Origin of the sequence: Sphaerimonospora mesophila, assembly GCF_001417795.1 — a bacterium.
GTDB classification, from domain to species: Bacteria; Actinomycetota; Actinomycetes; order Streptosporangiales; family Streptosporangiaceae; genus Sphaerimonospora; species Sphaerimonospora mesophila.
The window spans coordinates 458,734-478,478 of the sequence record NZ_BCBX01000033.1 but is presented as its reverse complement, the minus strand read 5'-3'; the positions used below and the strand labels follow the sequence as shown (position 1 = coordinate 478,478).

Below are 19,745 nucleotides of genomic sequence, written 5' to 3'. Positions count from 1 at the left end.
ACCGAGGCGGCCGGATAGGACGGCGCCGGCTGTACGGCGCTCTGGGGCGCCTGGTGACGTGACGCGGACGGAGGTTACGGGTCCGAGAGGGCCATGCTGCGACTCCGAGTCGTCTTTCTTTTAGGAAAGTTTCCTAAGAGTTGATCGGATCGTAGCCCCATGTGCGGCGGCCACACAAGACCCAAACCACATGCTTTTCTGACCACGCATGTCAGGCCTCGCCATCCTCCCGGTGAACACGAAGGGGCCCGGCCCAGCCAGGTGGCTGGACCGAGCCCGGTCACCCTTGAAAGATCAGGGCGCGTCGTATCCGAGGGTGTAGGCGCCGGAGCCGCTGTAGGCATGGACGCGGTAGCGGTAGTAGCCGGCCGTGCCGTTGTAGGAGAGGGTCTCGTCTGCGGCCGCGGTGGCGCCCTGGGCGACCGTCGCCCAGGAGAAGCCCGACCACTTCTGCAGGTAAAGGTCGTAGTCGGTGCCGGCGGGGCCGTCCAGGCAGGCGCGGTGCGCGCCGGAGGCGCCGGTGTAGAAGTAGCTGCCGTCGGGCTGGTAGACGCTGGATCCGCTGGTCAGCGTGCCGGTCTTGGTGGTCTCATACCCCTGGCAGGCGCCGGGTCCCGGGGTCGGGCTGGGACTCGGGCTCGGGCTCGGGTCGCCCCCGCAGGAGCCGTCGTTGCCGGACACGTTGACCGCGGTCCAGGCCGCCTGGACGGTCTTGTACTCCGTGGAGCAGTTGCCGTACAGGTCGGTGGCCGCGCGCAGCGTGTAGGCGCGGGCGGTGTTGCCGGGGTTGCCGGAGTTCACGTAGCGGGTGCTGGACGTGAAGTAGTTGGCCAGTGCGCGGAACCAGATCTTCGCGGCCTTGTCCCGGCCGATGCCGGTCACCGCGGGGGCCGAGCCGCACACGGGCGAGTTGCCGTACTGCGTGCTGCCGGAGCCCTCGGCGAGCATGAAGAAGAAGTGGTTGCCGACGCCGGAGGAGTAGTGCACGTCGACGCTATTGGTGCTGGTCGACCAGCACGAGTGCGAGCGGCCGTCCAGTGAGGGGTTGTACATGTACCGCAACGGGGTGCCGTTGCCGTTGATGTTGATTTCCTCCCCGATGTCGTAGTCGCCGGGGTCGGAGGAGTTGTTGGAGTAGAACTCGACCATCGTGCCGAAGATGTCGCTGGTCGCCTCGTTGAGGCCGCCGGACTCCCCGGAGTAGGTCAGGTTGGCGGTGCGCTCGGTCACGCCGTGGGACATCTCGTGCCCGGCCACGTCGATCGCGACCAGCGGACGGGAGTTGCCCGACCCGTCGCCGTACGTCATCTGGGAGCCGTCCCAGAAGGCGTTCACGTAGTTGCTGCCGTAGTGGACCCGGCTCGGCACGCCCTGTCCGTTGCCGAAGATGCCGTTGCGGCCGTGCACGTTCTTGAAGTAGTCGAACGTGGTCGCCGCACCGTAGTGCGCGTCGACGCCGGCGCTCTGCCGGTTGCTGTTGGAGCCGTTGCCCCAGGTGTTGTCGGGGTCGGTGAACGTCGTGCAGGTGCCGCTGGTGCGGTTGTTCATGTCACACGTACGGCCGTTGCCGCGGTCGACGTCGACCATGCTGTAGGAGCCGCTCGACCCCGAGGTGGAGATCGTGACCGTGCCCGAGTAGATCGAGTTGCCGACGCCGTCCACGTGCATGATCTCGTCGAACGAGGTCAGGACGGCCCCGGTGACCGCATCGGTGATCACGTGTAGCCGCGACGGGGTCTGCCCGTCCTCCGCCATGCCGCTGATCACGGTCTCCCAGGCCAGCCTGCCGTACCCGGAGGAGGCGTCGACGACCAGCTCGGGCTTGGCGATCTCGCCGATCTCCCCCGTGAACGCGTCCTTTGCCTTGGCCGCCGCGTCCGCGGCGCTGATCTTCGGGGTGACGCCGAGCGTGAGCGGCGCCGCGAGACCCACCGATGCCCCGTCGAAGGCGCCGTCCCTGTTCAGGTGGACGACGAAGTCGCCGCCGAGGACCCGCAGGTTGTGATACTTCCGGATGTAGCGCACGTGCGCCGCGCCGTCGCCGTCCACGTTGGCGACCGACACGGTGTACTTGTCCGAGCCGCCGGCGCGCACCGCCTCGCCATGCTGGGCGATGGCCTGGTCGGCCCTGGCGACGACGGAGGGGTCGGGGCTCGGGTCCGTCGCCGTCGAGGCGGCCGCCACCGACATGGGGATCGCGGTCGCGACGGCCGCGGCGGCGATGCCGAACGGGGCCAGTCTTCGGAGGAAACCTCTCATGTTGTCCTCGCTGCTAGACGATGTGGGGGTACGCGGTGCCGGCCGGATGGCCGTACCGCGACATCGACGCGGGACCTGTACCGGTCGTTCATTCGCCCGGACAGGGCAGGAGCGCCGCGACCAGACCGTCCCAATCCCGACAGACCGGGTCAACGATCTGTACGGATCATGCAAACTCTGTCGATCCGTACGGCAGCGCGATCGCGTCCTGCGGGACGCAGGTGACGGATGGTGACGAAGCGACACGCTTCGGGTCACGGTTGGCAAGGAAATCGACAAACCGGTGCACCCCCGATCCGCCCCCGGAGAAGGAGATCCGCCCCCTTGGAGGGCATCGGCGCGCGGCAGGAGAGATCGGCTCGCAGAGAGGGAGATCGGTCCGTGGAAAAGGAGATCGGCTCGCAGAGAGGGAGATCGGTCCGTGGAAAAGGAGATCGGCTCGCAGAGAGGGAGATCGGTCCGTGGAAAGGGAGATCGGCTCGCAGAGAGGGAGATCGGTCCGTGGAAAGGGAGATCGGCTCGCGGGAGAACCGCTCGCGGGAGAACGCCGACCGCGAAGATCAGAAAGGCGGGCCGCCGACTCTGGCGGCGAAATCGCGCACATCGAGCCGGCCGCCCCAGCGGGCCACCAGCCGGTTGCGCAGACCGCGAAGCTCCTGGCTGATCATGGAGGTGGGCATGGCGACCGCCTCGGCGAGCACCGGCTCGGCGACCACGAGGGCGGCCTCGGCGTTGCCCGCGCAGGCGTAGCCGTCGGCCAGCCGCAGCGTGAGCATCACCCGGGTCTGCCGCATGTGCGACGGCAGATGGCGCAGCGACCTCTCGATCGCCTGGACCGCCAGGCCGGCCACCGACCGGCTGGCCGTGACCGCGGCGATGTCGCGCAGCGCGCCGCCGGTGTTCGCCTCGACGCGGAGGTGACCGGCGGTGCCGCACAGCCAGGGCGCCTCGAACTCGTCGCGCTCGCCGAACCGGGCCAGGTGCACCCTGGCGTGCGCGATGTGCCGATGGCACTCGGCCGCGTCACCGCCCAGCGCGTGTCCCCGGGCCTCGTAGAGATCGGCCAGTGCCGCCACCCACTCCCGGCCCGGTCCTGCGGCGCGGATGCCCCGCGCGTACGCCAGGGCGGACTGCGGGTCGTTCTCGAGCCGCGCGAGCGTGCTCATGTCCCCGAGGAGGGACACCCGCGTCTCGAGATCCTCGGCCATCGCGGCCCAGCGCAGGCCCGCGCCGAACCAGGCCGCCGCCATGCCGTGCTGGCCGCGCTGCATCCGCAGCACGGCGGCCAGTTGCCCGTAGCCGGCGGCGAGGCTGAGCAGCGCCCGCCGGTACGGCCCGGCGAGCACCTCCATCCATCGTGCGATCGCGTGCAGCGCGTGCTCGACCACCGTGACCAGCACCGCGGCCGCCCGCTCGTCACCCGCCTGCCAGTACGCCGCCAGGAGCGCGGCCAGCACGTGCACGGCGTCGGCGTCGATGTTCTGCGGGGGCGGGGAGGTCTGGTCGAACGCGCAGGACGCGAGATAGCTCGACAGCGCCTCGGCCGGAACGGGCACCACACAGCCGTCGGCGCCGTGAAGCGGGCACGCGAGCCCGTAACTGGGCAGATGCGACGGCCAGCTCAGCGTTTCGAGGATCTCCATGTCGGCCAGCAGTGCCCTGCCGTCCCCGGGGAGCGGATCGGACGGCGACAGCCCGGCTGGCCCGATCCCGGCCTGCCCCGGCAGGGCGGCGGCCGTGTAGGCCGCCTGCAGTTCCCCGCCCGTGCCCAGCAGGTCGTCGAGCCGGCGCACGAGGCGCGGGGACGGCTCCCGGTTCCCGCCCTCCAGCTTGCTGATCGCGCTGTGGTCGTAGCCGACGTGGATGCCGACCTGCGCCTGGGTGAGCCCGGCCCGCCGCCGCCAGTGCCGCAGGCATCGGCCGAACTCCTCCCATCGTGCCGGCACCCGGACGGCTGGAGGGTTCGCGTGAGCAGTCTCGGCGTCCACCGGGCTCCCAAGGAGTGCGCGGAAATTGCGGGTGACATGACCGTCCGGACGCACACGACGGCGCCGAAGCGTGCGTGCACCGCACGCGTCCGGTGGCCGTGCACGACCGGTGCGCATGCGCGATCGGGTGCGTCGCGCTGATCTGGTAGGCGGCCGCCTCTTTATGGAAACCTTATTGAGATCGGTCGAATCGTAGCTCTGCCCCGCATGCCCGACAAGACCCGATTCGACGCCTTCCGACGCGTTCTCACCCACGCACGTCGACAGAGGCCGCGTAGGTCGTGGATCCGGTCGAGGTCGGAACCGTACCCGGCCTGCTCCGGGGCGGCGGCGGATGTCCCCCAGACCGGGCGAGGACGATCTGTAGATCTTGGTGTGGCTATATGGTGAGACATCATTTTTTGTGGGAGCAACATTGTTCTTTGGCATCACCAACATCTGGGCCTACGTCGTCGGATCGTTCCTCATCATCCTGCTGCCCGGCCCCAACTCGCTGTTCGTACTCTCCGCCGCGGCCCGGCGAGGCGTCAGGTACGGCTACCGCGCCGCGTGCGGGGTCTTCGTCGGCGACAGCGTGCTGATGTTCCTCTCGGCCGCCGGCGTGGCCTCGCTGCTGAAGTCGACGCCGCTGCTGTTCTCGGTGGTCAAGTACGCCGGGGCGGCGTACCTGGCGTGGATCGGCTTCGGCCTGGTGCGCACGGCGTGGAAGTCGCTGCGCTCCCCTGCCGCGCCCCAGGAGGTCGAGGCGGTCGAGGAGCCCATGCCACAGAAGAGCCCGTTCCGCAGGGCTCTGACGATCAGCCTGCTCAACCCCAAGGCGATCCTGTTCTTCGTGGCGTTCTTCGTGCAGTTCGTGGACCCGACGTACGCCGCGCCCGCGCTGTCGTTCCTGATCCTCGCGCTGATCATCCAGGTCTTCAGCTTCGCCTATCTGACGATGCTCATCTTCGGCGGCACCTTCCTCGCCGATCGTTTCCGGCGGCGGCGCAAGCTGTCGGCCGGTCTGACCTCGGGAGCGGGCGTCCTGTTCCTGGGCTTCGGCGCCAAACTGGCCACGGCCACGCTGAGCTGATCGACAGACAGCCACAGAACGTTACAAATTGGCAGGTTAGAGGGCACTGGACGCAAAAATCAGGTAATGTCCGGGCATGTCCGGCGCCTCGTTCCCCCGCATCCAGACCGTCACCGGCGCGGTTCCCGTCTCGGAGCTGAACGGACCGGTGCTGCCCCACGAGCATATGCGCACCGACACCCGCTGGGGCATCGGCGTGGACTCCGATCCGCGCCGCTGGCTGGACGAGGAACGCCACATCATCCCCGAGATCAGGGTGATCGGGCGGGAGCACGGCCTCGCCCTGATCGTCGAGCACACCTGCCTGGGCATGGCGCGGGATCCGGCCGCGCTGGCCCGCGTCGCCATGGACACCCGGGTCCACATCGTGACATCGACGGGCTTCGCGGCCGAGCCGTTCTCCGGCGGACTGATCCGGCACCGCGACGCGGACGAGCTCACCGGCGACCTGCTGCGGGAGATCGGCGCCGGGCTCGACGGGACCGGGACGCGTCCCGGTCTGATCGTGGCGGCGTCCTGGGGCGAGACCCCGACTCCCGCCGAGGAGCGGGCGGTGATCGCGGCGGCGCGAGCCTCGCTGCACACCGATCTCCCGGTGGCCGCCGGAGGCCTCCACCTGCTCGAGCTCCTGCTCTCCAACGGCGTACCCGCGCACCGCCTGAGCGTTCGCGGCGCGGACGCCCCCACGCAGCGTAAGATCGCCGAAACCGGGGCCTACGTCAGCGTCCGTGAGGCCGAGCACGCCCTCGCCCTCCTGGACGCCGGCCACACCGAACAGGTGCTTCTCAGCAGCGGGGTGGAGCGCCAGGAGCACGTCGCCGCCTACGGCGGGCACGGGTACGGCCGGCTGTTCGACACGCTCGTCCCCGCCCTGACCGCCGCCGGAGTCGACGACGACACCCTTCACCTGATCACCAGCGAGAACCCCCTGCGCTGGCTGACCGGCACGCGGTGATCCTCCCCCCTCCCTGGGCGTGATCTTGCGAAAACTCGCAGACATTACCCTTGACCTGCACATACTCCATTCGTGATCTTGCAGAAACTCGCAGGCATCGCACCCCACCTGCGGCTTCGGCGCCCGTGATCTTGCAGTGCAAGATCACGGGTGACATTTACCCAGGTCAAGTGAGGTATGTGCGAGTTTCTGCAAGATCACGGCACGTATCGTCCCAGCTCAATGCACTCATCTGCGAGCAATTACAAGATCACGGTAACTGGGGTGGAGGGATCAGGAGTCGAAGCCGAGGCCCATCGCGTCGAGCAGGCGCAGCCAGGCGTTGCGCCGGCCCCGGCGGGCGTCGGCCCGGGCCATCGACCAGCGGGTGAGCTGGACGACGCCCGACCTGAACGGCTCGGGCGGGAACGGCAGCGGCTTCTCCCTGACCATGCGCAGCCGGGTCCGCTCGGTCTCCCCGCCGCCGAAGCCGGGGCCGCCCAGATCCGGGCCGCCGAGCAGGTCGAGCATCACGTTGGCGCCGAACCGGGTGGCGCCGACGCCCAGCCCCGTGTAGCCCACCGCATAGGCGAGGCGGGAGCCGTACGCGGTGCCGAAGAAGGCGCTGAACCGGCTGCAGGTGTCGATGACCCCGCCCCAGCGGTGGGTGAAGCGCACCCCTTCGAGCTGCGGGAACGTCTCGTAGAAGTGCCTGGCGAGCTTCTCGAACGTGGCGTCCCGCTGGTCGTGGGACGCTTTGATCAGGCCGCCGTTGTGGTAGATCGCGTCGTAGCCGCCCCACAGGATCCGGTTGTCGTCGGTCAGCCGGTAGTAGTGGAACTGGTTGGCGGAGTCGCCGACGCCCTGCCGGTTCCGCCAGCCGAGCTCGGCCAGCCGTGCGGGCGGCAGCGGCTCGGTCATCAGCGCGTAGTCGTACACGGGCACGAGGAAGTGCCCGAGCCTGCGCAGCAACGGCGGGAAGACGCCGGTGCCGAGCGCCACCCGCCGGGCCCTGACCCTGCCCCCGGGGGTGTCGAGCTCCAGCGGCCTCCCACCGTCGCGCACCGACCTGACCGGCGTGTGCTCGAAGATCCGAACACCGAGCCGCAGGCAGGCGTCTCTCAGTCCCCAGGCCAGCCGCGCCGGGTCGACCATGGCGGTCCCGTCCCGGTCCCACAGGCCGCCGAGGTATGTCGGGGAGTCCACCTCGGCCCGCGTCTGCTCCCGGTCGAGCCGGTCCAGCCGCAGGCCGAGCGACGCGGCGGCCCGCGCCTCCTCCTCCAGGTCGGCGAGCTGCCACTCCTCGGTGGCGACGTGCAGCTCGCCGGTGCGCTCGAACGAGCAGTCGATGCCGTACCTCGTGACCGTCGCCTCGATCTCGGCCAGATTCCGCCGCCCGAGCCGCTCCAGCGTGGCGATCTCCTCGGGCCAGCGCCGCAGCCCGTTGCCCAGACCGTGGGTGATGCTGGCGGCGCAGAAGCCGCCGTTGCGGCCGGAGGCGGCCCACCCGATCCGACGGCCCTCCAGCAGGACCACGTCGAGCGACGGCTCCCGCTCCTTGGCCAGCAGCGCCGCCCACAGGCCGGAGAAGCCACCCCCGACCACGGCCAGATCGCAGGTCGTCCCGCCCCTGAGCGGGGGCAGCGGCTCCGGCGCGATCGGCCGGTCGAGCCAGTACGGCTTGCGCTCCGCGTCAGCGAGTGCCTTCAGCGGATCCACACATTTCACTTCCCTACAGCGATTCGAACCGCGGAATCAGCCGCGACGGCGGGCCATCAGGGCGTTGACCACGGCGATCAGCACGCCACCCGCGAAGATCAGCGTGCCCATGATGTTGACCTGGGGCGGAATGCCCACCCGCGTGGAGCCCCAGATCCACAGCGGGAACGTCACCGTCCCGCCTGCGGTGAAGTTGGTGATCACGAAGTCGTCGATGGACAGCGCGAAGGCCAGCATCGACCCGGCCAGCACACCCGGGAAGATCATTGGCAGGGTGACCAGGCGGAACGTGGTCCAGGTGCCCGCGCCGAGGTCCCTGGCCGCCTCCTCGAGCGAGCGGTCCAGCGTCATCACCCGGGCCCGGACCGTCACCGCGACGAACGAGATCGAGAACATCACGTGCGAGATCATGATCGTCCAGAACCCCAGCGGCACGGCGAGCGTGACGAACAGCGACAGCAGCGAGGCGCCCATCACGATCTCGGCACAGGCGATGGCGGCGAACATGACGACGTTCGTCGTACCGGACCCGCGGAAGCGGTAGCGGCCCAGCGCCAGCCCGATGAGCGAGCCGAGCACGCCGGCGACGACCATCGTCAGCAGCGCGATGAGCAGCGAGTTCACCAGCGCCTCGGTCAGGTCGCCGATCTCGAACAGCTTGCCGTACCACTTGAGCGTGAAACCCTGCCAGGCGGTGTTGTAGCGGCCCTGGGTGTCGTTGAACCCGAACAGGATCATCACGGCGATCGGCAGGAGCAGCCAGGCGATCACCAGCCAGGTGAAGATCTGCAGCCCGCGACCGCCCAGCAGCGGTCTGCGTCCGGCCGCACGGCCTCGCAGGCTCATCGGGCCGCCACCTCCAGCACGTCCTCGGTGCCCAGCGCCCTGGCGTAGGCGAAGATGCCGACCAGCAGCAGCGCCATGAGCGTGAACGACAGCGCCGAGGCCGTCGGATAGTCCTGGGTGATCAGGTACTGGTTCTGGATGACGTTGCCGATCATCGTGGTGTTCGTCCCGCCGAGCACCGAGGCGTTGACGTAGTCCGACGTGGCCGGCACGAACGTCATGAGCACACCGGCGAACACACCGGGCAGCGACAGCGGCAGCACCACGCGCAGGAACGTCTGGAACCGGCTCGCGTACAGGTCCTGCGCCGCCTCCAGGACCCGCGGGTCGATCCGTTCGAGCGCCACGTACATCGGCAGCACCATGAACGGCAGGAAGTTGTACGCGAGGCCGCCGATCACGGCGTACGGCGTGGCCAACACCCGGAAGTCCTCCGGCAGCAGCCCGATGCCCTTGAGCGGGCCGAGCAGCATGCCGTTGTCCGACAGCAGGAACTGCCAGGAGATCGTCCGCAGCACGAACGACACCAGGAAGGGCAGCAGCAGCAGGAACAGGTAGACCGACTTGCGCCTGCCGCCCTTGAACGCGATCCAGTACGCCACCGGGAAGCCGATGACGATCTGGATCACGGTCGAGGACAGCCCGTAGATCACCGAACGGATGATCTGGTCGTGGTAGTTCGTCAGCCCGTCGACATAGGAGTGCCAGTTCCAGGTGAAGGCATAGCCGTCCTCCACGCTGCCCGACTGCAGCGAGAGCGACAGCATGACCACCATCGGGACGACGAAGAAGATCGCGAGCCAGATGCCGCCGGGAAAGATCAGCGCATACGGCGTGAGCGCCGTCCTGAGCCGCCTGCTCATGAGGTGGTGATGGGCTGGAAGACGCTCTCGAACTTCTTGTGCTCCTCACTGTTGGCGAAGGTCACATAGGTTCGCAGCTTGGCGTAGTCGTCCTCGCTCGGGAACACCAGCGGGCTGCCGGCGATCATGTCGAGCGTCTTCTTGTCCTCCCCGGTCGCCTTCGCGGCCTTCTCGACGATGATGTCCTTGGCAGCGGGCACCGGGGTCACGTAGTTGATGTACTCGGCCAGGCTCGCCGCGATGGCGGGCTCGTAGAAGAAGTCGATCATCATGATCGCGTCGACCGGGTTGACGGCCGTCTTCGGGATCATGAAGTTGTCGGTCCAGATGGTGGCGCCCTCGTCCGGGATCACGAACTTCAGGTCGGTGCCGTCGGAGAGGTTCTTCTGGAAGATGTCGCCCGACCACGCCTGGGTGATCCAGATGTCGCCCTTGGCCAGCGGATCGATGTACGACTGGTCGTAATATTTCCGGACGATCCCGGAGTCGCGCTGCTCCTTGAGCTTCTCGGCCGCCTTCTCCCAGTCGGCCTGCGTGGACTTGGCCGGGTCGATGCCGAGCAGGAACATCGCGAAGTTCGCGATCTCCTGCGAGTCGGCCATCATGCCGACCTTGCCCTTGTACTTGGGATCCCAGAGTGCGGAGTAGCTCGTCGGCGGCGTGTCCACGTACTTCGGGTTGTACGCGATGCCGGTCATCCCGGAGGCGTACGGGACGGTGAACACGTTGCCCGGGTCGAAGGACTGGCTCTTGTACCGCTCGCCGACGTTCTTGGCGAAGTTGGGCAGCTGGGCGTGATCGAGCGGCACCAGGTAACCCAGCTTGATCAGCTGGGTGAGCTGGACGCTGTTGGTGACGATCATCACGTCGTAGCCGATGGACTGCCCGGCGGCGAGCTGCGGCTGGATCTTGGCGTACCAGCTCGTGGTCTCCTGGATGGCCTCCTTGTAGTTCACCGTGATCCCGGTCCGCTCGGTGAACTCCTTGAGCTCGGGCAGCTTGGGATCCATGTAGAGCGGCCAGTTGACGAAGTCGACGTGGCCGTTCTTCGTCTTGCCTGACCAGTACTTGTCCACCTCGGACTCCACCTGAGCCGAGGAGGTCGGCTGCGCCACGCTCTTGCCCTGCACACCGCACGCGGCGAGGGCGAGCCCGGCGGCAGACAGGCCGCTCAGGCGCAGGGCGTCGCGGCGGCCGAGGCGCCGTCCGGTCATGCCGCGGAGGAAGGCGAGATCCTGCCTGGAGGGGTCGTTCATGGGGTTGCGCTCCGGGGGAGTTGCTGTGCCTGCTCTGGGGAACCGCGCGGTGATCGGTGTGGTCACCTCAGCGCGTAGGAGTGCCGGGGCTGCCAGGAGAGCCAGACCGTGTCGCCTCGCCCGGCCGTGATGGTGCTGTCGTGCGCGTTCTGCTGGAACACGGTGATGTCGGCTCCGTCGGCGAGCACGACCGTGTAGCTGTTGTAGGTCCCGAGGTACACGACCTCCGCCACCGTGCCGCGCACGATGCTCAGATCGCCCGCCGGCTGCTCCGTCGAGATCGTGATCTTCTCGGGCCGTACGGTGAGGTCCACCGTGTCGCCCACGCCCGCCGTGCCGTCGGCCGGGACCATGATCTGGTCGCCGGCTCCGAACGAGAGCACCGCCGTCGCGCCGGTCACCTGCCGTACCGTGCCGCTGAGCAGGTTGGAGGTGCCGATGAACCCCGCGACGAACTTGGTCGCCGGCCTCTCATAGATCTCGCGCGGGTCGGCCAGCTGCTCCACGAGCCCGTCGTTCATCACGGCGATGCGGTCGCTCATCGTGAGCGCCTCGCTCTGGTCGTGGGTGACGTAGACGAACGTGATGCCCACGTCGCGCTGGATGCGCTTGAGCTCGATCTGCATGGCCTGGCGCAGCTTCAGGTCGAGCGCGCCGAGCGGCTCGTCGAGGAGCAGCGCCCGGGGCCGGTTGACCAGCGCGCGGGCGAGCGCGACGCGCTGCTGCTGGCCGCCGGACATCTCCCTGGGACGGCGCTTCTCCCGGCCGACCAGGTCCACCACTTCCAGGATGTCGCCGACGCGGCGCTTGATCTCGTCGGCGGGGACCTTCTTGCGCTTGAGCCCGAAGGCCACGTTCTCCCACACGCTCATGTGCGGGAACAGCGCGTACGACTGGAAGACCATGTTCACGTCGCGCCGGTTCGGCGGCACGTTGGTCACGTCCTCGCCGCGCAGCCGGACGCTCCCCCGGGTGGGCTCCTCGAACCCGGCGATCATCCGCATCGTCGTGGTCTTGCCGCAGCCGGACGGACCGAGGAGGGAGAAGAACTCGCCTTCGGCGATGGAGAGGCTGACGCCCTTCACGGCCTGAACGACCTCTCCGTGTGACACGTACTCCTTGACGACGCTGTCGAGTTCGATGGCGGGCACGTCGGCTGATACGGGGGCGGCCGCGACGACCGCCCCCGTGCCCGCCTGGATGTCTGTCATTCCAGGCTTATTCCTCTTTGTCGATAGGCCGTACGGCCGAACGTGGCCTATTCGCCGATGTAGTGCATGACGTGCTTGACGCGCGTGTAGTCATGCAGTCCGAAGACCGAAAGGTCCTTTCCGTAACCGGAGTGCTTGAAGCCGCCGTGCGGCATCTCGGACACGAACGGGAGGTGGGCGTTGACCCACACCACGCCGAAGTCCAGCCGCTTGGACATGCGCATGGCCCGGCCGTGGTCGGAGGTCCACACCGAGCCGGACAGTCCGTACCGCACGCCGTTCGCCTTGGCCAGCGCGTCCGCCTCGTCGGTGAACGTCTGGATCGTGATGACCGGGCCGAAGATCTCGTCCTGGATCATCTCGTCGTCCTGGCGGAGGCCGTCGACGACGGTCGGCGCGAAGAAGAACCCCTTCTCGCCGATCCGGTGGCCGCCGGTCAGGACCTTCGCGTGGTCGGGCTTGCGCGCGAAGAATCCCTCCACCCTGGCGAGCTGGGCGGCGTTGTTGAGCGGGCCGAAGTAGGCGTCCTCGTCGTCCAGGCCGCCCACCTTGGTCGCGGCCGCCGCCTCGGCGAGCGCGGCGGCGAGCTCGTCGTGGATGCTCTCCTGGACGAGCACCCGGCAGCCGGCGGTGCAGTCCTGGCCGGCGTTGTAGAGACCGGCCTCGGCGATCGCCGCCGCCACGGCCCCGATGTCCTTGACGTCATCGAACACCACGACCGGCGCCTTGCCGCCGAGCTCCAGGTGGACGCGCTTGAGATCGTCGGCCGCCGACCTGGCGACCGCCATGCCCGCGCCGACCGAGCCCGTGATCGCGACCATGTCGGCGCTCGGGTGGCCAACGACCAGCGCACCGGTCTCGCGGTCCCCGGTGACGACGTTGAAGACGCCCGCCGGGAGGATGTCGCCGACGATCTCGGCGAGCTTGAGCGTGGAGGCGGGAGTGGTGTCCGACGGCTTGAGCACGATCGTGTTGCCGGCCGCGAGCGCGGGAGCGATCTTCCAGACCGCCATCATCATCGGGTAGTTCCACGGCGTGACCTGACCGATGACGCCGATCGGCTCGTGCCTGATCATGGACGTGTGGTCGGCGAGGAACTCTCCGGCGGTCGGGCCCTCAAGGGTGCGGGCCGCCCCGGCGAAGAACCGGAAGTGGTCGGCGCCGACCGGCGTCTCGTCCTCGGCCATCCGGGCCCGAGGCTTGCCGGTGTTACGGCACTCCGCCTCATTGATCTCGTCGGCCCGCGCCTCGATCGCGTCGGCGATCTTCAGCAGCAGCGCGGACCGCTCACCCGGCGTCGTCTGGCCCCACGTCTCGAAGGCGGCGGTGGCGGCGGCGTAGGCCGCGTCGACGTCCTCTCGGCCCGACACCGGTGCCTGGGCGTAGACCTCGCCCGTCGTAGGGTCGACCACGTCGGAGAAGCGCCCGCTCACGGCGTCGACGAACTTCCCGTTCACGAAGTTCTGGAGACGGGTGGTCAACATTGACCTCCTGTTGCGGTGGCTGGAGTTGTCGCGACTCTGACAGAGAAAACAGACAACTACAAGGGAATCCGTGGCTAAGATACCAAATCGCTACGAATTCGATTGCCATGAGCAGCAGGGTTGACAACCTGTCGGAGCCTGATCACACGACGTCGGGAACTACCCTGTAACACGAGGTCACACCGGTGACAGCCCGTCTCCCGTCCCACTCCATCCCCCAGAGAGGACACCCCCCCGAGGATGACCAATCCGTCCAAGGTACGCGCGCCCGGAAAGGGCGGGCCAGTGATGCTCGACGAGATCTCCAAGCAGATCATCGAGCAGCTTCAGACCGACGGGCGCAAGCCGTACGCCGCGATAGGCAAGGCCGTGGGGCTGTCGGAGGCCGCGGTACGCCAGCGGGTGCAGCGGCTGCTCGACCTCGGTGTGATGCAGATCGTCGCGGTCACCGATCCCCTGTCGCTCGGCTTCCCTCGGCAGGCGATGATCGGCATCAAGTGCGAGGGCGACCTGGACGCCGTCGCCGAGGAGCTCTCCTCGATAAAGGAGATCAACTATGTGGTGCTGACGGCCGGCTCGGTGGACCTCATCGTCGAGGTGGTCTGTGAGGGGGACAGCCACCTGCTGGAGATCCTCGGCAAGATCAGGGCTATCGGCAGCGTGCGGGCGACCGAGACGTTCGTCTACCTGAAACTGCACAAGCAGACCTACTCCTGGGGCACCCGTTAGATCGGGTTCCCCGCAGCTCCTGGGGCACCGTCAGGCCGGGTTCCCCGAAGCCGATCAGTGAGGCGTACCGTCCGTGAACACTCCCGTGATCCTCATCGTCCAGCACGAGGACGGCGCCGGCCCCGGACTCATCGGCACGCGAATCGCGGCGGCCGGGGTCAGGCCGGATCTGCGCCAGCCGTGGCGGGGCGACCCGCTCCCACGCTCCCTTGAGGGGATCGACGGCCTTCTCGTCCTCGGCGGCGTCCCCGGCGTGGGCGACGTGGACAGGGCGCCCTGGCTGCCCTCGGTGGCCGATCTGCTCCGCCGGGCCGTACGCGCCGAGGTCCCCACGCTCGGCGTGTGCCTGGGCGGGCAGCTGCTCGCCCACGCCTGCGGCGGCGCCGTGGCCAGGGCCTCCGCTCCCCAGATCGGCCTGTTCCCGCTGACGGCCCGGCCGGCCGCAGCGCAGGACGCGCTGTTCGCCGGCCTGCCCGACGCAGCGCCGGCCGTCCAGTGGCACTACGACGAGATCACCGAGCTGCCGCCCGGGGCCGTTCCGCTGCTGTGCTGCCCCGACTTCCCCAACCAGGCGTTCCGGCTGGGCCCGGCGGCCTGGGGCGTGCAGTTCCATCCCGAGGTGCTGGTGGAGTCCGTCGAGCCGTGGGCCCGGGACGATTCCGGCAAATTGGCCGAACTGGGTCTGGACGTCAACACCATGCTCACCGAGATCGCCGCTGCCGAACCCGCCCTGCGCACGATTTGGGGCCGCATGGCCGACCGCTGGATCGACCTGGTCGTCCGCCGCGCCTCCGGCGGAGCGGAGACCGCGGCCTCGCCGTGAGCCGGTTCTCCTTCGGTGGCCCTACGGGGCCTCCGCGGTGACGCGGGCGACGGCGCGGATGGGGGCGCCGTCGGCCGAGCCGAGCCGGAGCGGCAGCAGGAAGACCTCGATCTCGTGGCCCGCGGTCTGGGCGGCCAGGAGGTCGTCGAGGCCGCGCAGGTTCTCCGCGATGACGGCGTGCGCCCCGCACAGGACGCGGTGGGCGGGAATCTCACCGGCCGGGGTGGGATCCACGCTCAGCGCGTCGATCCCGACCGTCATGGTCCCCGACCGTACGATCAGCTCGGCCGCCTCCGCGGTGAGCCACGGGTGCGCCAGATAGTGCTCGTCCCCCCAGTGGGCCGCCCAGCCGGTGGCGATCAGCAGGATCGTCCCCGGACGCGAACCCGCCGACGCCAGCGCCGGCGCCAGCGCCTCCGGCGTGATCGGCGCATGCGGCGGCAGGCCCCGCACGTCGGCGACGACCGCCGGGCCGACGAACCGGTCGAGGGGCAGGTCCGCCAGCGTGGGCAGGGCGTCGTCGATGTGGTACGGCGCGTCCACGTGGGTGCCCGACTGCGACCCGAGGTGCAGACGCAGGACGTTGACCCCCTCGGCCGCGACCGTCAGCGCCGGTTCGACCGCCACCTCGGGATCCCCGGGGTAGACCGGCATCCCGGTCGCCATCGGCACCGTCAGGTCGATCAGCATGTCGCCTCCCAGGGCGATGGAGCGCGTTCCGTCCAGGTTCTCGAGCGGCGTGGAGAACGTGTCGTCACCGATCTTCTCGCTCAACGCGCGCCGTGTCGCCATGATCACGGTCACCGCGACCATCGGAATACCCGACGGATGGGGAAATGTGGTTATAGGCTCCTGTGAACATGCGGGTCGCCAACCTCTCGTTCCGCTACGGGCGGCGGGATCCATGGGTGCTGTCCGGGGTGGAGCTGAACCTCGGCGGCGGAGACGTCGTCGAGATCACCGGGATCAACGGCACGGGCAAGTCCACTCTCCTGCGCCTGCTCGCGGGACTGCTCAGACCCGTCAGGGGCGTGATCGAGGATCGGCCGGCCGTGGTCGGATACGCCCCGGAACGCTTCCCGGCGGGGCAGCCGTTCACCGTCGCCGCCTATCTCCGGCACATGGCGGCCGTCCGCCGCGTCGATCCGCGATCCGTGGGGGAATGGGCGGAACGGCTCGGCATGGATCACCTGCTCGACCGGCGGCTGCCGGACCTGTCCAAGGGCAGCGCCCACAAGGTGGGCCTCGCCCAGGCGCTGCTGTGCCGGCCGGGGCTGCTCGTCCTCGACGAGCCCTTCGCCGGCCTGGACACGGCCACCCGCGCAGAGCTGCCGCGCGTCATCGGCGAGGTGGCGGCCGGGGGCGGCATCGTCGTCGTCAGCGACCACCAGGGCGACCTGCGCGCGCTGCCCGGAAGGCGGCGGCACGAGGTGCGCGACGGGGCCGTCCGCGAGGTCCCCGTCGTCGAGGAGCCCCCGGACGACCTGCTCGACGCCGCCGAGCCGGCCACGGTGCTCGAGGTCCGCGTGGCCGCGTCGAAGGCCGCCGACCTGGCCGAGCGCCTGCGGGCCGAAGGCCACGACGTCCGGACGGTCCGTACGGCGGTGGGCCGATGATCGCCCTGGTCCGGTTCCGGCTCGCCGCCTACGCGCGCTCCCACAGGGCCGTCCAGCCCCTCATCGGGCTGCTCCCGCTGCTGGCGATCCTCTACGCGACGCCGGTCCCCCCGGGTGCCGAACTGGGGGCGGCGGCCGACTCGGCCGCCATCCTCGTCCCGGTGTTCGCCTGGGCCGCCCGCGGGCTTCTCGACAGCGAGCCGGACGAGCAGCGGATGATCTCTCGTACGGCCGTCGGCCGGTCAGAGGTGGCGGGCGGACTGCTGGCCGCCGGGGCGTACGACCTCGTGCTGGCCGCCGTCGCCATGACCACGCTGGTCCTGCGGCTGTCGGCCGCCCCGGGCCCGGCCGTGCTCGCCGCCGGCGCGTGCCTGCACCTGCTGTCGGTGATCGCGGGTGTGGCGCTCGGAGCGCTGACGAGCCGCCCGATCATCGCCTCCCCCGCGGTGTCGAGCATGACCCTGATCCTCGGTTACCTGGTCATGCTGCTCATCAGCATGTCGGGAATCCGCTGGCTCGGCGTCCCGCTCCTCACCTGGATGCGCGACGCACACCACGGCGTCCTGCTCGCCGGCCTGCCCCTGCTCACGGTGCAGTCGCTGCTGTGGCCCGCCCTCGGCCTGGCCGTCTACGCGCGCCTTCGCCTGACCCGCCCGTGACGGTCACGACGGGTTCGCGGCGGCGAGCTGGCCGCAGGCGCCGTCGATCTCCCGGCCGCGGGTGTCCCGTACGGTCACGGCGACGCCGTGCGACTCCAGCCTGCGGACGAAGGCCCGCTCGTCCTCCGGGCGGGAGGCCGTCCACTTCGACCCGGGCGTCGGGTTGAGCGGGATGAGGTTGACGTGCACGAGCTTGCCCTTGAGCAGGCGGCCCAGCAGGTCGGCGCGCCACTCCTGATCGTTGATGTCCTTGATCAACGCGTACTCGATGGAGACCCGGCGTCCGGTCGTCCGCGCGTACCGCCAGGCGGCGGCGAGCACCTCGGCCACCTTCCAGCGGGTGTTGATCGGCACGAGCGTGTCCCGCAGTTCGTCGTCGGGCGCGTGGAGGGACACGGCGAGCCTGACCGGCAGGCCCTCGCCCGCCAGCCTGTCGATGGCGGGCACCAGGCCGACGGTCGAGACCGTGACGCCCCTGGCGGAGATGCCGAGGCCGGCGGGCACGGGGTCGACGATGCGGCGGACCGCGCCGATGACGGCCTTGTAGTTGGCCAGCGGCTCGCCCATCCCCATGAAGACGATGTTGCCGACCCGGCCGGGGCCGCCGGGAACGTCGCCGCGTGCCAGCGACCTGGCCCCGGCCACGACCTGCTCGACGATCTCGGCGGTGGACATGTTCCTGGTGAGACCGGCCTGGCCGGTCGCGCAGAACGGGCAGTTCATCCCGCAGCCCGCCTGGGATGACACGCACATGGTGACCCGGTCGGGATAGCGCATGAGCACCGACTCGACGAGCGACCCGTCGAACAGCCGCCACAGGGTCTTGCGCGTCATGCCGCCGTCACAGGTGATCTCGCGTACGGACGTCAGCAGCGGCGGCATGAGCTGCTCGACCAGCCGCTCACGCAGCCCGCCCGGCAGGTCGGTCATCTGCTCGGGGGCGGCCGTGAGCCTGGCGAAGTAGTGCCGCGAGAGCTGATCGGCGCGGAACGGCTTCTCCCCCAGCTCGGCGACCGCCTCCCGGCGCTCGGCCATGCTCAGATCCGCCAGGTGACGCCGCGGCTTGGCCCGGCGGGGCGCGATGAGGGTCAGCCGGCCGGGCCGGTCCTGGCCGGTGGTCGGCTGCGTGGTGGTCGGCTGCTCGCTCACGCGGAAACCTTCCGATCTCGTGGTTGGCGGAACACGGTCTTAACGGCTGCAGCAACCGGGCTTACATTCGGTCTGACGGCCTGTTCGCGGAGGCGACCCGGAGGTTGACGGGTGGACATCACCACCGTGCTCACCAGCCCCAATCCATACCGGAGCCGCACTCTCACAGTCGAAACCGACCGGGAGTCGTCCGTAGCCTACCTGCGCGACGCGCGGGGCGCCGTACGCGGAGCGGTCTGGCTGGCCAACCACCGCCCGGCTCCGGACGCGGCCGACCCGGCCAGAACCGACGCCGGCCTGCCGCCCGTGCTGCCGGTGAACGCCACCGCTCGTCCGGCCGGCACCCCGCCGCTGGACGCGGCCGCGCTGTCCGTGCTCTGGTTCGAGGAGGGTGACGGCGTCGCCCTGTTCGAGAACGGCGAACTCCTGGCCGTCATTCCGAGCTGGGCGGACATGGACCGCGGCATGCCCGGTTACGCGCGGGACGCCGTGGGCGAGTCACCGTTCGCGTGGCCGCTGGCCGAGGCGATGGAAGGGCTGTCGACCCGCGTCGCCGAGGCGCGCGCCTACTGGCGGTGGCGGGAGACGGAGGGAAGCTGGGCCTCGTTCCAGCAGTTCGTGATGGGCCACCTGGACGGCAGGGTCGGCCCGCCGGGCCGCTACTGGGAGATCGGCGGAGGCGGTCTGCCCGTGATCGGCGTGACGGAACGCCCGGCCACGGCGGCACGCGACCACGCCGTCCTGTCGACGGTGGGGATGAGCTGCCAGCGGATGCCGGGAGCCGAGCTCTACGACACGGCCTGCCGGGTGGAGCTCGCCGTCGCGACGCGACGGGATCCGAGGGTGGTCACCCGGCTGTTCGCCTGGCTGGGCCGGTATCCCTGGCGATCGGTGACCTGGCTGGGGCACGGTCACACGGCCCGGTGGCGGGCCGACGCGTTCCCGATGGGCCTGGATTATCAGGGGGTCCTCATGCTCGCCGAGCCACCCGGATTTCCAGACATGTCAGGATTCGCGTTTGGGGGTGAACCGGTCCGCTGGCTGTGGCTGTTCCCGCTCACCGAGGCCGAACTCCGCTTCACCGCGGAGCAGGGGCACGAGGCGCTCGCCGCGCGCCTGGCCGTACGGCACCGCTGA

The 19,745-nt window shown here is 69.6% G+C and carries 17 protein-coding genes; 7 read left to right on the top strand and 10 right to left on the bottom strand.

The window, feature by feature from the left end; translation table 11 throughout:
• Window positions 1-294: 294 nt before the first annotated feature.
• Window positions 295-2,259, bottom strand: a complete 1,965-nt coding sequence (locus AP234_RS12180) for a M4 family metallopeptidase (protein WP_200926454.1) — start codon at window positions 2,257-2,259, stop codon at window positions 295-297.
• A 560-nt stretch (window positions 2,260-2,819) separates the two neighbouring features.
• Entirely contained in the window at window positions 2,820-4,205 is a 1,386-nt protein-coding gene (locus AP234_RS12175; RefSeq protein ID WP_055479668.1) for a helix-turn-helix domain-containing protein, read from the bottom strand.
• Window positions 4,206-4,662: 457 nt separating this feature from the next.
• On the opposite strand from AP234_RS12175, the gene leuE reads away from it, so the two are divergent.
• Together leuE and AP234_RS12165 are read left to right on the top strand one after the other, a co-directional pair.
• Window positions 4,663-5,319 carry a leucine efflux protein LeuE gene (leuE, locus tag AP234_RS12170; protein WP_055479667.1) on the top strand — a complete coding sequence of 219 codons (657 nt, stop codon included), beginning with the start codon at window positions 4,663-4,665 and terminating at the stop codon, window positions 5,317-5,319.
• A 76-nt stretch (window positions 5,320-5,395) separates the two neighbouring features.
• Window positions 5,396-6,274: an aryldialkylphosphatase gene (locus AP234_RS12165; protein WP_055479666.1), complete on the top strand. Its 879-nt coding sequence runs from the start codon at window positions 5,396-5,398 to the stop codon at window positions 6,272-6,274.
• 273 nt (window positions 6,275-6,547) lie between these two features.
• Here AP234_RS12165 and AP234_RS12160 read toward each other — a convergent pair whose 3' ends face one another.
• The 6 genes from AP234_RS12160 to AP234_RS12135 all read right to left on the bottom strand — a co-directional run bounded on the left by AP234_RS12160 (window position 6,548) and on the right by AP234_RS12135 (window position 13,632).
• Window positions 6,548-7,972, bottom strand: coding sequence for an NAD(P)/FAD-dependent oxidoreductase (locus AP234_RS12160; RefSeq protein WP_055479665.1), 1,425 nt, complete (start codon window positions 7,970-7,972; stop codon window positions 6,548-6,550).
• Window positions 7,973-8,008: 36 nt separating this feature from the next.
• Window positions 8,009-8,818, bottom strand: a complete 810-nt coding sequence (locus AP234_RS12155; protein WP_055479664.1) for an ABC transporter permease — start codon at window positions 8,816-8,818, stop codon at window positions 8,009-8,011.
• Complete coding sequence (locus AP234_RS12150; protein ID WP_055479663.1) at window positions 8,815-9,681, bottom strand: ABC transporter permease; 867 nt, start codon at window positions 9,679-9,681, stop codon at window positions 8,815-8,817. The genes AP234_RS12155 and AP234_RS12150 overlap by 4 nt, the downstream gene beginning before the upstream one ends.
• Window positions 9,678-10,937 carry a polyamine ABC transporter substrate-binding protein gene (locus tag AP234_RS12145; protein ID WP_055479662.1) on the bottom strand — a complete coding sequence of 420 codons (1,260 nt, stop codon included), beginning with the start codon at window positions 10,935-10,937 and terminating at the stop codon, window positions 9,678-9,680. The genes AP234_RS12150 and AP234_RS12145 overlap by 4 nt, the downstream gene beginning before the upstream one ends.
• Window positions 10,938-10,999: 62 nt before the next feature.
• Window positions 11,000-12,148 carry an ABC transporter ATP-binding protein gene (locus AP234_RS12140; protein ID WP_055479661.1) on the bottom strand — a complete coding sequence of 383 codons (1,149 nt, stop codon included), beginning with the start codon at window positions 12,146-12,148 and terminating at the stop codon, window positions 11,000-11,002.
• 47 nt (window positions 12,149-12,195) lie between these two features.
• Window positions 12,196-13,632: a gamma-aminobutyraldehyde dehydrogenase gene (locus AP234_RS12135; RefSeq protein ID WP_055479660.1), complete on the bottom strand. Its 1,437-nt coding sequence runs from the start codon at window positions 13,630-13,632 to the stop codon at window positions 12,196-12,198.
• A 240-nt stretch (window positions 13,633-13,872) separates the two neighbouring features.
• On the opposite strand from AP234_RS12135, the gene AP234_RS12130 reads away from it, so the two are divergent.
• A complete protein-coding gene (locus AP234_RS12130; protein WP_055479659.1) occupies window positions 13,873-14,361 on the top strand; it encodes an Lrp/AsnC family transcriptional regulator in 489 nt (162 codons plus the stop codon).
• A 73-nt stretch (window positions 14,362-14,434) separates the two neighbouring features.
• On the top strand, window positions 14,435-15,184 hold the full coding sequence (locus AP234_RS12125; protein WP_055479658.1) for a type 1 glutamine amidotransferase: 750 nt from the start codon (window positions 14,435-14,437) through the stop codon (window positions 15,182-15,184).
• A gap of 21 nt (window positions 15,185-15,205) precedes the next feature.
• Here AP234_RS12125 and AP234_RS12120 read toward each other — a convergent pair whose 3' ends face one another.
• Entirely contained in the window at window positions 15,206-15,997 is a 792-nt protein-coding gene (locus AP234_RS12120) for a cyclase family protein (protein ID WP_431998464.1), read from the bottom strand.
• Window positions 15,998-16,044: 47 nt separating this feature from the next.
• Between AP234_RS12120 and AP234_RS12115 the strand changes: the two genes are divergently transcribed.
• Both AP234_RS12115 and AP234_RS12110 read left to right on the top strand, forming a co-directional pair.
• The gene (locus AP234_RS12115; protein WP_055479747.1) at window positions 16,045-16,800 is read left to right on the top strand and encodes an ABC transporter ATP-binding protein; all 756 of its coding nucleotides are present in this window, start codon (window positions 16,045-16,047) and stop codon (window positions 16,798-16,800) included.
• A complete protein-coding gene (locus AP234_RS12110) occupies window positions 16,797-17,459 on the top strand; it encodes a hypothetical protein (protein ID WP_055479657.1) in 663 nt (220 codons plus the stop codon). The genes AP234_RS12115 and AP234_RS12110 overlap by 4 nt, the downstream gene beginning before the upstream one ends.
• Window positions 17,460-17,462: 3 nt before the next feature.
• On the opposite strand, the gene rlmN is transcribed toward AP234_RS12110, so the two are convergent.
• Window positions 17,463-18,608, bottom strand: a complete 1,146-nt coding sequence (rlmN, locus tag AP234_RS12105) for a 23S rRNA (adenine(2503)-C(2))-methyltransferase RlmN (RefSeq protein ID WP_083502014.1) — start codon at window positions 18,606-18,608, stop codon at window positions 17,463-17,465.
• 111 nt (window positions 18,609-18,719) lie between these two features.
• Between rlmN and AP234_RS12100 the strand changes: the two genes are divergently transcribed.
• Window positions 18,720-19,745 carry a suppressor of fused domain protein gene (locus AP234_RS12100; protein ID WP_055479656.1) on the top strand — a complete coding sequence of 342 codons (1,026 nt, stop codon included), beginning with the start codon at window positions 18,720-18,722 and terminating at the stop codon, window positions 19,743-19,745.

Excerpts from the sequence above, each read along its gene's own strand:
- AP234_RS12180 (WP_200926454.1), bottom strand. The coding sequence starts at position 2,259 with ATGAGAGGTTTCCTCCGAAGACTGGCCCCGTTCGGCATCGCCGCCGCG.
- AP234_RS12165 (WP_055479666.1), top strand. The coding sequence starts at position 5,396 with ATGTCCGGCGCCTCGTTCCCCCGCATCCAGACCGTCACCGGCGCGGTT.
- AP234_RS12155 (WP_055479664.1), bottom strand. The coding sequence starts at position 8,818 with ATGAGCCTGCGAGGCCGTGCGGCCGGACGCAGACCGCTGCTGGGCGGT.
- AP234_RS12150 (WP_055479663.1), bottom strand. The coding sequence starts at position 9,681 with ATGAGCAGGCGGCTCAGGACGGCGCTCACGCCGTATGCGCTGATCTTT.
- AP234_RS12145 (WP_055479662.1), bottom strand. The coding sequence starts at position 10,937 with ATGAACGACCCCTCCAGGCAGGATCTCGCCTTCCTCCGCGGCATGACC.
- AP234_RS12140 (WP_055479661.1), bottom strand. The coding sequence starts at position 12,148 with ATGACAGACATCCAGGCGGGCACGGGGGCGGTCGTCGCGGCCGCCCCC.
- AP234_RS12135 (WP_055479660.1), bottom strand. The coding sequence starts at position 13,632 with ATGTTGACCACCCGTCTCCAGAACTTCGTGAACGGGAAGTTCGTCGAC.
- AP234_RS12130 (WP_055479659.1), top strand. The coding sequence starts at position 13,873 with ATGACCAATCCGTCCAAGGTACGCGCGCCCGGAAAGGGCGGGCCAGTG.
- AP234_RS12120 (WP_431998464.1), bottom strand. The coding sequence starts at position 15,997 with ATGGTCGCGGTGACCGTGATCATGGCGACACGGCGCGCGTTGAGCGAG.
- AP234_RS12115 (WP_055479747.1), top strand. The coding sequence starts at position 16,045 with ATGCGGGTCGCCAACCTCTCGTTCCGCTACGGGCGGCGGGATCCATGG.
- AP234_RS12110 (WP_055479657.1), top strand. The coding sequence starts at position 16,797 with ATGATCGCCCTGGTCCGGTTCCGGCTCGCCGCCTACGCGCGCTCCCAC.